The 12,627-nt window shown below is 76.1% G+C and carries 11 protein-coding genes; 2 read left to right on the top strand and 9 right to left on the bottom strand.

The window, feature by feature from the left end; all coding sequences use genetic code 11:
- Positions 1–1,323, bottom strand: a complete 1,323-nt coding sequence (locus BT98_RS0112025) for a cobyrinate a,c-diamide synthase (RefSeq protein WP_019462720.1) — start codon at positions 1,321–1,323, stop codon at positions 1–3.
- 269 nt (positions 1,324–1,592) lie between these two features.
- Between BT98_RS0112025 and BT98_RS24205 the strand changes: the two genes are divergently transcribed.
- Positions 1,593–2,735, top strand: a complete 1,143-nt coding sequence (locus BT98_RS24205) for a cobalt-precorrin-5B (C(1))-methyltransferase (RefSeq protein WP_051004980.1) — start codon at positions 1,593–1,595, stop codon at positions 2,733–2,735.
- On the opposite strand, the gene cobM is transcribed toward BT98_RS24205, so the two are convergent.
- From cobM to BT98_RS0112045, 3 genes are read right to left on the bottom strand one after another with little or no spacing between them, the layout of a single operon-like run.
- A complete protein-coding gene (gene cobM / locus BT98_RS0112035) occupies positions 2,699–3,496 on the bottom strand; it encodes a precorrin-4 C(11)-methyltransferase (RefSeq protein WP_019462571.1) in 798 nt (265 codons plus the stop codon). The genes BT98_RS24205 and cobM overlap by 37 nt on opposite strands.
- On the bottom strand, positions 3,493–3,870 hold the full coding sequence (locus BT98_RS0112040) for a cobalamin biosynthesis protein (protein ID WP_019462572.1): 378 nt from the start codon (positions 3,868–3,870) through the stop codon (positions 3,493–3,495). The genes cobM and BT98_RS0112040 overlap by 4 nt, the downstream gene beginning before the upstream one ends.
- Positions 3,867–5,075, bottom strand: coding sequence for a bifunctional cobalt-precorrin-7 (C(5))-methyltransferase/cobalt-precorrin-6B (C(15))-methyltransferase (locus tag BT98_RS0112045; RefSeq protein WP_019462573.1), 1,209 nt, complete (start codon positions 5,073–5,075; stop codon positions 3,867–3,869). Before BT98_RS0112045 ends, BT98_RS0112040 begins: the two co-directional genes overlap by 4 nt.
- Between BT98_RS0112045 and BT98_RS0112050 the strand changes: the two genes are divergently transcribed.
- Complete coding sequence (locus BT98_RS0112050) at positions 5,056–5,859, top strand: cobalt-precorrin-6A reductase (protein ID WP_244881537.1); 804 nt, start codon at positions 5,056–5,058, stop codon at positions 5,857–5,859. The genes BT98_RS0112045 and BT98_RS0112050 overlap by 20 nt on opposite strands.
- On the opposite strand, the gene cobJ is transcribed toward BT98_RS0112050, so the two are convergent.
- From cobJ to cobN, 5 genes are read right to left on the bottom strand one after another with little or no spacing between them, the layout of a single operon-like run.
- The gene (cobJ, locus tag BT98_RS0112055) at positions 5,835–6,587 is read right to left on the bottom strand and encodes a precorrin-3B C(17)-methyltransferase (protein ID WP_019462575.1); all 753 of its coding nucleotides are present in this window, start codon (positions 6,585–6,587) and stop codon (positions 5,835–5,837) included. The genes BT98_RS0112050 and cobJ overlap by 25 nt on opposite strands.
- On the bottom strand, positions 6,584–7,327 hold the full coding sequence (locus BT98_RS0112060; RefSeq protein WP_019462576.1) for a precorrin-2 C(20)-methyltransferase: 744 nt from the start codon (positions 7,325–7,327) through the stop codon (positions 6,584–6,586). The genes cobJ and BT98_RS0112060 overlap by 4 nt, the downstream gene beginning before the upstream one ends.
- Before the next feature lies 1 nt (position 7,328).
- On the bottom strand, positions 7,329–7,955 hold the full coding sequence (locus tag BT98_RS0112065; RefSeq protein ID WP_019462577.1) for a precorrin-8X methylmutase: 627 nt from the start codon (positions 7,953–7,955) through the stop codon (positions 7,329–7,331).
- On the bottom strand, positions 7,952–9,229 hold the full coding sequence (gene cobG, locus BT98_RS24210; protein WP_147292477.1) for a precorrin-3B synthase: 1,278 nt from the start codon (positions 9,227–9,229) through the stop codon (positions 7,952–7,954). The genes BT98_RS0112065 and cobG overlap by 4 nt, the downstream gene beginning before the upstream one ends.
- Entirely contained in the window at positions 9,226–12,612 is a 3,387-nt protein-coding gene (gene cobN / locus BT98_RS0112075) for a cobaltochelatase subunit CobN (RefSeq protein WP_019462579.1), read from the bottom strand. The genes cobG and cobN overlap by 4 nt, the downstream gene beginning before the upstream one ends.
- Positions 12,613–12,627: the final 15 nt, after the last annotated feature.

Consider the following 12,627-nt stretch of genomic DNA (forward strand, 5'->3'; position numbering starts at 1 on the left):
TCATCCGTCGTCGCGGGCGATGGCGTGAAAGAAGCTGCCGCTGACCCGGCCCCGCCACGCCCCGGAGGGCGGCAGCGGCTGGCCGAGCCCGTCGGTGAGACTCGCGAAAGGCGCGTCGGCGCCAGGATCGGCCACCGTGGCATAGTGGAACTCATGGCCGCGCAGCACCGTCCCGGCGGGGCCGAGCGGCCCATCCGCCAGCAGCGTGGCGCGGCGATAGCCGAGGTTCATGCGGCGCTTCGCGAAGCTGGTGCGGTGGCCCAGCAGCCCGGCCATGCCATGCCATGCGCCCGCCGCATCCTGCAGCGCCTCGCCCAGCACCATGAAGCCGCCGCACTCGCCATGGACCGGATGCGCCCCGGCGAAGCGGCGCAGCCCCTCGCGGAAGCGCGTTGCGGCCGCCAATGCCGGGGCATGCAGTTCCGGGTAGCCCCCCGGCAGCCAGCAGGCGTCGCAGCCCTCCGGCGGCGCCTCGTCCGCCAAGGGGGAGAAGGGGTGGATCTCCGCCCCCGCCGCCCGCCAGCCATCGAGCAGATGCGGATAGGCAAAGGAGAAGGCGGCATCCCGCGCCAGGGCGATGCGCTGCCCCGGAGGCGGAAGACCCGGGCCATCCACCACCTCCCCGTCGGGCAGCGGCCCGGCCAGCGCCAGGATGCCATCGAGGTCCAGGGCCCCGCCCACCTCCCGCAACCGTTCCAGCAGCGCCGGAAGCGTCCCGAGTTCCTGCGCCTGGACGAGCCCGAGATGCCGTTCCGGCAGGGCGATCGCACCCTCCCGCATCAGGGCGCCCAGCACCGGCAGCCCGGTTTCCGCCATCTCCGCCTCCACCCCCGCCCGGTGGCGCGCACTGGCGACGCGGTTCAGCACCACTCCCGTCACCCGCACCCCCGGCCGGTGCAGGGCGAAGCCCCGCGCCACGGCGGCGGCCGATTGCGACTGCCCCGAGACATCCAGCACCAGCAGCACCGGCAGGCCCAGCGCCTCCGCCAGGTCGCCGCCGCTGCCGCGCCGCCCCGGCGGGCTGAGCGGCGAGGGCGCCAGCCCGTCGAACAGCCCCATCGAGGCCTCCACCAGCAGGACATCCGCATCCCGCCCCGCCTCCGCCGCCATCGCGCGCAGCACCGGCGCCGGCATGGCCCAGCTGTCGAGGTTGGGCGAGGGCCGCCCCGTCACCGCCTCGTGGAAGGCCGGGTCGATATAGTCCGGCCCCGACTTCGCCGCCCGCACCGCCACGCCCCGCGCCCGCAGCGCCGCCAGCAGCGCCAGCGCCACCGTCGTCTTGCCCGAGCCCGAGCGCGGCGCCGCCAGGATCAGGCCCTTCATGGCGTCTGGCCTTCTTGATCGGGCCGTTGGACCGGGAGGCGCTGCCTCCCGGACCCTCCGCTCAGGGGCACAGTGTGCCCCCGAGACCCCGCCATGAGCGCTCCGCGAGGAGGGGGAACAGGACGCCGGTCGCGATGGGCGCAACGGCGGTCGAGGCCCCCTCCTCGCGGAGCGCTCACAGGGTTCCAAGGGACTAACGTCCCTTGGCGGGGTGTCCAGAGGGGCAGGGCCCCTCTGGCCCCGGCCCGAACCACGAAGGGCCCACCGCCATGACAGGCCCCGGCGCCGGGCCTATGCTGGGCGGCGTGCAGACGGAGCGTCCCTTGCGCCGGGGCTGGACCACGGGGGCCTGTGCCACGGCGGCGGCGAAGGCGGCCTGCGCGGGTCTGCTGACCGGCCATTTCCCCGATCCCGTGACCATCCGCCTGCCGCGCGGGGAGGAACCCGGCTTCGCGCTCGCGGAGCAGCGGCTGGGGGAGGGCTGGGCCTCGGCGGGCGTGGTCAAGGATGCGGGCGACGATCCGGACGTGACGCATGGGGCGCTGGTGCGCGCCACGGTGCGGCGGGGAGAGGCGGGAAGCGGGCTGCGCTTCCGCGCCGGGCCAGGGGTCGGCACGGTGACGCGGCCGGGCCTGCCGCTGCCGGTGGGCGAGCCCGCCATCAACCCCGTGCCGCGCCGCATGATCGCCGAGGCGCTGGCGGAACTGGGCGCCGGGCCGGACCTGGAGGTGGAGATCTCCGTCCCGGGCGGCGAGGCGCTGGCGCAGCGGACGCTGAACCCGCGCCTGGGCATCCTGGGCGGCATCTCCATCCTGGGCACGACCGGGGTGGTGGTGCCCTATTCCTGCTCGGCCTGGATTCACTCCATCCATCGCGGCATCGACGTGGCGCGGGCCATGGGGCTGGACCACGTCGCCGGCGCCACCGGCAGCACCTCCGAGGAAGCCGTCCAGCGCCTGCACGGGTTGCCGGAACAGGCGCTGATCGACATGGGCGACTTCGCCGGCGGGATGCTGAAATACCTGCGCGCGCATCCGGTGCCGCGCGTCACCGTGGCGGGCGGCCTGGCGAAGATGACCAAGCTCGCCCAGGGTCGCCTCGACCTGCATTCCAAACGTGGCTCGGCCGATCTGGGCGCGCTGGCCGCCCTGGCGCGGGAAGGCGGCGTGCCGGAACCCGTGGCGGCGCGCATCGCCGCGGCGAACACCGTGGCCGAGGGCTTCGCCCTGGCGGCGGAGGCCGGGATCGCGCTGGGCGAGGCGGTGGCGCTGCGGGCCTGGGAAACGGCGGCGCATGTGCTGCTCGGCGCGCCCTCGATGCTGGAACTCGTGGTCTTCGACCGCGAGGGACGGCTGCTGGGCCGCGCGCCCTTCCGTCACGTCTCGCCGCCTTCCGCCCCCGTGGAGGCCTGAGGGCCAGCCCCGCCCCGGAAGCGGCGGCGGTAGTCGGGGCTGTAGAGCGCGCTCTCCCGGAACCCCTCGGCGGCGATGGCCGGGCCGACCAGCACCAGCGCGGTACGCTCCGCCGGGGACTCGGCCAGCTGCGCGGCGATGGTGGCGAGCGTGCCGCGCAGGATGCGCTCGTCCGGCCAGCTCGCCCGCACCACCACCGCCACGGGACATTCCGGGCCATGGAGCGGGGTGAGCGTCTCCACGATCCGCGCGATGGCATGGACGGCCAGGTGGATCGCCAGCGTCGCGCCCGTGGCTCCGAAAGCCTCCAGCGTCTCGCCCGGCGGCATGGCGGAGGCGCGGCCGGACAGGCGGGTGAGCACGACGCTCTGCGCCACCTCCGGCACCGTCAGTTCCCGGCCCAGCGCGGCGGCGGCGGCGGCGAAGGCGGGCACCCCGGGGGTCAGCGTACAGGGGATGCCGCGCGCCTCCAGCCGGCGGAGCTGCTCGGCCAGGGCGCTGTAGATCGACAGGTCGCCCGAATGCAGCCGGGCGACGTCCTGCCCCGCCTCGTGGGCGGCGACATACTCGCGCTCGATCTCGTCCAGGCTCATCGGCGCCGTGTCCACCAGCCGGGCGCCGGGCGGGCAGTGCTCCAGCATGGCGGCGGGGACGATGGAGCCCGCATAAAGGCAGACCGGGCAGCGGGCGAGGATGTCGCGGCCGCGCAGGGTCAGCAGGTCGGGCGCGCCAGGGCCGGCGCCGATGAAATGGACGGTCATGCGGGTCCTGTCGCGAGGGCACAGGTGGCGTTGGCGGAGGCGATGCGGGGCAGCACCAGGCGCCCGCCCGGCCCCGCCAGGGCCAGCGCGGCGGCCTCGGCCACGGAAGCCAGCCCCGTCGCGCGCAGGCTGGCCGCGGAATGGGTGGGGCAGCGGGGCTGCTCGGCTTCCAGCGCCACGCGCGGAACGGGCTGGATGGGCAGGCCGAGGCGCCCGGCGGCTTCGCGCGGCCCCGCCGTCCCGGCGCGGAACTCCGGAACGGCGAGGCGCGTGGCCCGGCACCCGGCCAGGGCCTCGGCGCGGCGCAGCAGCGCCTCGATTTCCTGCGCCGCGCAGAGCGGGCGGCAGCCGATGCCGGCGACGACCTCCCTCATGGCTTCTCGGCCGCCCACTGGGTGACGGTCATGGCCGGGCGGAAGCCGTGCATCCCCCCCAGCCGGTCCAGCCGCTCGACGCCGATCCGCGCCAGCGTGCCGCCCCACCGGCCGAGCGCGGCGGCGAGGGCGGACTCGCCCTCCAGCGTCACGGCATTGGCGACGATCCGCCCGCCGGGGCGCAGCGCCTCCCAGGCGGCGCCGAGCAGGCCCGGATGGCTCACCCCGCCGCCGACGAAGACCGCATCCGGCACCGGCTGGCCCGCCAGGGCCTCCGGGGCGCCACCCTCCACGACCCGCAGCGCCGGGACGCCCAGCAGCGCGGCATTGCGGGCGGCGCGGGCGGCCCGCTCGGGCCGGGGCTCGAAGCCGATGGCACGGTTGGCCGGATGGCGCAGCATCCACTCGATGCCGACGGAGCCCGAGCCGGCGCCGATATCCCAGAGCATCTCCCCCTGGCGCGGCGCGAGGCTGGACAGGGTGACGGCGCGGATCTCGCGCTTGGTGATCTGCCCGTCATGCTCGAAACACCCGTCCGGCAGCCCGCCGGCAAGCGGCAGGATGCGGGCGCCGGGCGCGGCCTCGACCTCCAGCGCCAGCAGGTTCAGCGGATCGATCGCCCCGGGCGGCCCGTCCTCGGCGCGGAAGCTCCGCCGGCGCTCGCGCGGTCCGCCCAGGGCTTCCAGCAGGTGCATCCGCGTTGAGCCGAAGCCATGCCGGCACAAGAAGCCGGCGACCGCTCCGGGCGTGGCGGCATCGGCGGCCAGGACCAGCACCCGCGCGCCCGGTTGCAGCGCCGGGCGCAACATCTCCAGCGGACGGCCGCAGAGCGAGACCGTCGCCACCTCCTGCATCGCCCAGCCGAGCCGCGCGCAGGCCAGGGCGAGCGAGGACGGCGCGGGCAGCGCCAGGAACTCCTCCGGCGGAACCAGCCGCGCCAGGCTGGCGCCGGCGCCGAACAGGAACGGATCGCCCGAGGCCAGCACTGCGACCGGCTGGCCGCGCAGCGCCATCAGCTCCGGCCAGCTTTCCGCGAGCGGGCTGCGCCAGGGATGCGCCTCGCCCCGGACCAGTGGCGCCGCCAGCGCCAGGTGCCGCCGCCCGCCGAAGACATGCGCGGCACCGGACAGCAGGCTGCGGGCGGCGGCGGACAGCCCCTCCACCCCGTCCTCGCCGAGCCCGATGATGCTAAGCCACCGCATCATGGACGACCTCTCGCCGACGCGAATCCTGCTCCTGGGCGGCAGCACCGAGGCCTCGGCGCTGGCCATCGTGCTGGCGGGGGACGAGCGCTTCGACACGGTGCTGTCGCTGGCCGGCGCCACGCGCTCCCCCCGGCCGCAGCCCGTGCCGGTGCGCCGCGGCGGCTTCGGCGGCGTGGCGGGGCTGGCGGCATTCCTGCGCGCCGAGGCGGTGGACCTGCTGATCGACGCCACCCACCCCTTCGCGGCGCAGATGTCGCGCCATGCGGTGGAGGCGGCGGCGCTGGCTTGCGTGCCGCTGCTGCGGATCGAGCGCCCGGCCTGGATGCCGGGTGAGGGCGACCGCTGGACCCCGGTGCCGGACATGGATTCCGCCACCCGCGCCCTCGGTGGGGCATGGGGCGAGGCACCGCGCCGCGTGCTGCTGACCGTGGGACAGAAGGAGCTGGCGCCCTTCCGCGCCGCGCCCTGGCACCACTACCTGATCCGCAGCATCGACCCGCCCGACCCGGCCAGCCTGCCGCCGCGCGCCACCTTCCTGCCGGGGGCCGGGCCCTTCACCGTGGAGGCCGAGCGCCGCCTGCTGCGCGAGCACGGCATCGAGGCCATCGTCACCAAGAATTCCGGCGGCCTCGCGACGGCGGCGAAGCTGGGGGCGGCGCGGGATCTCGGCCTCCCGGTGGTGATGGTGTCGCGCCCCCCGCTGCCCCCCGCCGAAACCGCGACGGACAGCGACGGTGCCCTGCGCTGGCTCCTGGCCCGTCATGAGGCGCTGCGCGGCGCGTAGAGCCAGGGCCGTCGCCCGGGCCGCTCGACCAGCCGCGAGGCCGCGCTGCCGACCAGCACCAGGGTCCGCATGTCGGCGCGCCCGGGATCGGCGTCCTCCAGCGACACGATGTCGATGCGCTCCTCTGGCCGCGTCGCCGCGGTGGCGAAGACCACCGGCACCGTGCCGGGCAGCATGTCGCGCAACAGGTCCAGCGCCTGCCCGAGCTGCCAGGCGCGCGCCCGGGAGACCGGGTTGTAGAGCGCGATGGCGAAGCCCGCCTCGGCGGCGAGGCGCAGGCGGCGCTCCACCAGCGCCCAGGGCTTGAGGTTGTCGGACAGCGAGATGGCACAGAAGTCGTGGCCCAGCGGCGCCCCGACCCGGGCGGCCACGGCGAACATGGCGGAAATCCCGGGAACCACCGCGACATCCAGCCCGCGCCATTCCATGGGCCCGGCCTCCAGTGCCTCGAACACCGCGCTGGCCATGCCGAAGACCCCCGCATCCCCGGCGGAAACCACGGCCACGCGCGCCCCCCCGGCGGCCAGCGCCAGGGCATGGCGGGCGCGGTCCAGCTCCACCCGGTTGTCGGTGGCATGGCGGGCGAGGCCAGGGCGTTCCGGCACGCGGGCGACATAGGGACCGTAGCCGATCAGGTCGCTCGCCCCGTCCAGGGCCGCCGCCGCCTCGGGCGCCAGCAGGTCCGGCGCGCCCGGCCCGAGGCCGATGACGCGGAGCCAGCCGCTCATCGCACCCGCTGCCGGCCCGGGACCAGCACCAGCGAGAAATACGGCGCCGGCGCGTCGTCGCGCTCGGCGAGCGGGATGATCCGCTCCGCCGCCATGGTGCCGCGCTCGACATAGAGGGCGCGGGCGGTGAGGCCCGCCTCCTCCAGCGCGGCGCGGATCTTCGGCAGGTTGCGGCCGACCTTCATGATCACCGCCGCATCGGTGCCGCGCAGCCGCTCCGCCATGCGCGCCCCGTCCAGCGTGCCGGGAAGGACGGTGAGGATGTCGTCGCCATGCACGACCGGCGTCTGCGTCCGGGCCCAGCAGCCGCCCATCGCGGTGATGCCGGGCACGACCTCCTGCCGGAACTCGCCGCGCAGCCGGTCGAAGAGATACATCGAGGAGCCGTAGAAGAAGGGATCGCCCTCGCAGAGCAGGGCCACATCCTGCCCGGCCCGCAGGCGATGGGCCAGGATGCCGGCGCAATCCTCGTAGAAACCCGCGATGCCGGCGGCATAGCGCGGGTCCCCGACCGGGATCTCGGTGGTATAGGGATACTCGAAGCGCAGCTCCTCCGCCGCGGGCGGCAGATGCTGCGCGGCGATGGTGCGGGCATGGCCGTCGCGGCCGCGCTTGGCGAAATGCGCGAAGACCGGCGCCCCGCGCAGGATGCGGGCGGCCTTGAGGGTCAGCAGCTCCGGATCGCCGGGGCCGAGGCCCAGCGTGTAGAGCGTGCCGGAAGCGGCAGGGAGGGCGGTCACGCTACTCGGCCTCGCTCGCCAGGGCGTTCACGGCGGCAACGGCCATGGCGCTGCCGCCCAGGCGCCCCTCCACGATCATCCAGGGGACGTCGTGCCGCGCGGCCAGGGCCTGCTTGGATTCCGCCGCGCCGACGAAGCCCACCGGCAGGCCGATCACCGCCGCCGGGCGGGGCGCGCCGGCATCCAGCAGCTCCAGCAGGTGGAACAGCGCGGTGGGCGCATTGCCGATGGCGACCAGCGCGCCCTCCAGCCGGTCCCCCCAGAGATGCAGCGCGGCGGCGGAGCGGGTGTTGCCCGTCTCCCGCGCCAGTTCCGGCACGCCGGGCGCGTCGAGGGTGCAGACCACCTCGTTCGCGGCGGGCAGGCGCGGGCGGGTGATGCCATGCGCGACCATCTTCGCATCGCAGAGGATGGGCCTGCCGGCAAGCAGCGCGTTCCGGGCGGCGCTGGCGAAGCCGGGCGAGAAGCGGAGGGCGCGCACGACCTCCACCATGCCGCAGGCATGGATGACGCGCACCGCGACGCGGGCTTCCTCCGGCGAAAGCCCCGAAAGATCGGCCTCGGCCCGGATCGTGGCGAAGGACCGGCGGTAGATCGCCGCGCCGTCGCGGATGTAGTCGTAGGTCATCCTGTCCCCTGGGCCGCTTCCCGGGCGGCCCTGTCCTGTGCGCCGAGGAGCCAGTCTGTCACCTCGGCGATGCTGAGTCCCCGGCGCTCCGGCGCCTCGCGCGCCGTGCCGTCGCGGCGCAGGCCGTAGCACCCCGCCTCGCCCACAAGGGTGACGGCGGCGGGGCCGGGATGGGCACAGCCTTTGGCGCAACCGGAGAGGTGCAGCAAGCCCGTGCGCGGCAGTCCCCACCCGGCCAGGGCGGCGGCATCGGCCTCCGTGTCCACGCTGGCGCTGGCGCAGCCGCGCAGGCCGGGGCAGGCGCGGATGCGGAGCAGGGGGTCCTCGTGCCGCGCGATGCCGCCCGCCGCCGCGATGGCTCCGGCCAGCGCCGGGGCCCCGCCGGCCGCGACACCGGGGATGGCGAGCAGCCGCCAGGGCGTCAGGCGCAGCGTGCCGTCGCCATGCCGTTCCGCGAGCCCGGCCAGGGCAGCCAGCCCGGCGGCGCCGACATGGCCGAGGGGAAGGCCGAGCAGGAAGGCGCCGGCCTCCCCGGACGGGCCAAGCGGCAGGAAGCCGGGTCGCGCCGCGGCGGCCGGGGCGGGGACGGCGGGAAGCGGCGCGAGGCCCACCTCCCGCAGCAGCGCGGCGGCGCCATCCCGCCGCACCAGATCGCGCAGCCGCTTCGGCGGCACGGCCGATCCACACGCGCCGGCGAAGCGGCGCAGCAGGCGGGACACGGCAGGCGCCGCCTCCTCCCAGGGGCAGAGCGCCGTTTCCGCTCCGCCGTCGAGCCAGAGGCGCAGCGCCTCCCCCTCGGCGCGAAGCAGGATGTCGGCCCGGGACATGCCGGGTGGCAGGGCGCCGCCGCCATCCAGGGCCAAGCCGATCTTGCCGGGGATCGCCTCCAGCGCCGGATCGGCCTGGACAGCCTCCAGCGCCGCGGCCAGGGCGGAAAGGCGCGGGTCCAGCGCCGGGTCATGGCCCAGCAGCGGCGGGCAGAGCAGGTTGCGGCGGCGCTCCACCCCCGGATCGGCCTCGGCCAGCCCGGCCGCGACCAGCGCCCCGGCCAGAGGCGGCAGGCCCGCCTCCGCGATGCCGCGAAGCTGGAGGTTCCCCCGGTTGGTCAACTCGATCCGGCCATTGCCGTGCCGCCCGGCCAGTTCCGCCACCAGCCGTGCCGCCCCGGCGGACAGGGTGGAACGGCGCGGCTTGACGCGGGCCAGCCAGCCATCGCCCGAGCGCATCGGCTCGTGCAGGGAAGGGCACCAGCCCCGGGTTCGGGGCGGGGTCACGCCCCCTCCAGCAGCGCGGCGACACTGTTGCGGCGTGGGCGCCACAGCCCGCGGCGCAGCGCCTCGGCGAAGCGGCGGCGCAGCGCCTCGCGCGCCTCGGGGTTGCTGTCGCGCAGGAAGCGGTCCACCGCCCCGTCGCCCAGCGTGTGCTCGAAGAGCAGGTCGAACGGACGGTCGAAGCGCGCGGGAAGGGTAGCGGCGAAGCCGTGCAGCGCCTCGGCGGCGCGGGCGATCTCGGCGGCGCCACGGCGCCCATGGCGCATCTGCCCGGCGATCCAGAGCGGGTTGGCGGCCCGGCCCCGCACCACGCGGGCGATCTCCTCCTCCAGCGCGCGCAGCTTCGGCGCATCGGGGCGGCTGGTATCGGCGTGATAGAGGCGCGGGCTGGCACCCAGCCCACCGGCCGCCGCCGCGAAGCCCCCGGCATGGGCGGCGCGGTCGGGACTGTCGAGGATGTCGGTCTCGGCATGATCCTGCACCTGCAGGAAGGCACCCGCCCCGGCGAGCCGGGCGGCGAATCCCTCCGCATCGGGCCTGCCGTCGAGGTCCTGGCCATAGGCATGGCCGGAAGCGGCAAGGTAGGCACGGGCGAGGTCGTCCTTTCCGTCCCAGCCGCCACGGGCCAGCAGGTCCTCCGTCCCGGCTCCGTAACCGCCCGGGGCGGCGCCGAAGATCCGCGCGGTGGCACGGCGCAGCTCCTGGCCGGACAGGCCCCGCACGCTTCCGGCGAGCGGGTTCCACTCCGCCTCCTCCTCCCGGGCCGCGACGGCGCGCACGGCCATGTCGAAGATCGCGATCTGCGCCGGAAAGGCATCGCGGAACAGGCCGGAGATCCGCAGCGTCACATCCACCCGCGGGCGGTCGAGCAGGGCCAGCGGCAGCACCTCGATGCCGCTGGCACGCCCGGATTCCGCGTCCCAGGCCGGGCGCACGCCCATCAGCACCAGGGCCAGCGCCAGTTCCTCGCCGCCGGTGCGCAGCGTGGCGCTGCCCCAGAGGTCGATGACCAGGTGCCGCAGGAACTCGCCCTGTTCCTGCATGTGCCGGCGCAGCAGCTCCGCCGCCGCCTTCTTCGCCAGCACCAGGGCGGAACGGGTCGGCACGCTGCGCGGGTCCAGCGCGAAAAGGTTGCGCCCGGTGGGCAGCACGTCGGCGCGGCCCCGGCTGGGCGCGCCGGAAGGGCCCGGGGCGACGAAACGCCCGTCCAGCGCGGCGAGCAGCGCCTCCCGCTCGGCCAGGGCGCAGGCGTCGAGCCGCGCGGCCAGGGCCTCCGCGCCGACCCCCGGGCAGGAGCGGGCCAGGGCCTCCAGCAGCAGCGCGCGGCGTTCCGGCGCCGGGTCCCGGCCGAAGACATGCAGCCCGTCGCGGATCTGCATCTCCTTCACGTCGCAGAGATAGGCGTCGAGCCGGGCCAGCGCCTCCTCCTCGGGCGCCTCCCGCGCCACGCCGCTCTCGGCGAGCAGCCCGCAGCCTTCGGCGCGGTCCAGGATCTCGCGCCGGAGCAGGGCGGTGCGGCGGCGGTCGAGCCCGTCGGCGGCGGCATACTCGTCGATCAGCCGTTCCAGCACCGCGCCTTCCTCGTGCAGCCCGGCGGGGCGCAGCGGCGGGGTGAGATGGCCGATGGTGACGGCGCCGAGGCGGCGCTTGGCGGCGGCCGCCTCCCCTGGATTGTTGACGATGAAGGGGTAGATCACCGGCAGCCCGCCCGCCAGCGCCACCGGGGCGCAGTCCGGCGACAGGGCCGCCGCCTTGCCCGGCAGCCATTCCAGCGATCCATGCGTGCCGAGATGGAGCAGCGCATGGATGCGCTCCTCCTCCCGCAGCCAGAGATGGAAGGCGACGAAGCCGTGCCGGGGCGGCAGGTCGGGGTCGTGGTAGCTCGCCTTGCGCCGCGCCGGATCGCCCCGGTCGGGCTGGATGGCCAGGAGATGCGGGCCGAGGCGCAGGTGCCGCAGGCGGAAGCCGCCATCCTCCACGGCGGGGTCCGCCTCCGGATCGCCCCAGGCCGCCCCGACACGGGCGCGGAAGGCTTCCGGCAGCGCGGCGAAGAGGCGCCGGTAGCGGTCGAGGGACAGGATGGGCCCGGGCGCGGCGCGGCAGAGCCGCTCCGCCAGGACCGCGGCCTCCGGCGGCTCAGGCAGGTCGTAGCCTTCCCCCCGCAACAGGCCGAGCATGGCTTCGAGGCTGGCGAAGCTGTCCAGCCCGACCGCATGGCCCTCCTGCCCCCCGACGCCAGGATAATCGGACAGCACGATGCCCAGCCGCCGCCCGGCCCGCGGCGTGGCGGCGAGGCGAGCCCAGGCGGCGGCGCGGTCGGCGGCCAGCGCGATGCCGCCGGGGTCCGGGCGCAGCAGGATGCGCGCGAAGCCGAGGCCGGGGAGGGCGGTCTCCTCCGCCTTGTGCGCCACGGCGGTGGTGAGCAGCCGCCCGTCCAGTTCCGGCAGCGCCACCTGCATGGCGAGGTCGCTCTGCGACAGCCCGCGCGTGGAGGCCGCCCAGACCTCGCGCGGGGCGGAGGACAGCAGCAGTTGCAGCACCGGCACCCCGGCGGCATCCAGCGGCGAGCCGGCCCCGTTTCCCCGGTCGGCGCGCCGGGCGGAGAAGCCGGTGAGGTTCAGCACCACCGCCGGCTTCCAGCCGCGCAGCGTGGCGGCGATGCCCTGCGCGGTATCGGGGGATTTCAGGCTGTCGGCAAACAATGCCCGGGGCCGCAGGCCACGCGCCGCCAGCGCCCCCGCCAGGGCGGCGACCGGGGCGGTGTCCCCGGCCAGCAGATGCGAGCGGTAGAAGGTGATGGCGGCGATGGGCCCCTCCACCCCGCCTGCATCCCCGGGGAGGTCGTGCTCGCCCCAGGCGGGAAGCGCCTCGGGCGGCGGGGGCGGGACGGCCCTCGGATCACGCGCCAGCGCCGCCATGAAGCGTAGCGCCGCCCCGGCATTCCCCGGCCCGCCGGCGGCGAAACCCGCGTCGAGCCAGCGCCAGGCGGCATCCGGCAGGGTGGAAAGGGCGCGCAGCCGCGCATCGTCCCGCCCGTCGCCGGGCAGCAGCGCGAGCGCGATCCCCTCCCGCCGTGCCAGCGCGGCCAGCTCCTCGGCGCCATAGCGCCAGTAGTCGAGCCCGCCCAGCAGCCGCGCCACCACGCAGCGGGACGCGGCCAGCGTGTTCTCCAGGTAGAGATCGACCGAGAGCGGATGGCGCAGCCGCCCCAGGCTGGCGAGGCGAAGCTCCGGCCGGGGCTCCGGCATCGCGTCCCAGGCCGTCGCGGCGGCGCCGAGATCGCCGTCGGAGAAGGAAAGCAGCACCAGCTCCGCGGGCGCCTGGCCGAGATCGACGGCGGCATCCGCCTCGTCCAGGCTGCGCGTCTCGCGGACCAGCAGGTGCATGGCTCGGCCCGCCCC

The sequence above is a fragment of the Roseomonas mucosa ATCC BAA-692 genome (assembly GCF_000622225.1).
Lineage (GTDB): Bacteria > Pseudomonadota > Alphaproteobacteria > Acetobacterales > Acetobacteraceae > Roseomonas > Roseomonas mucosa.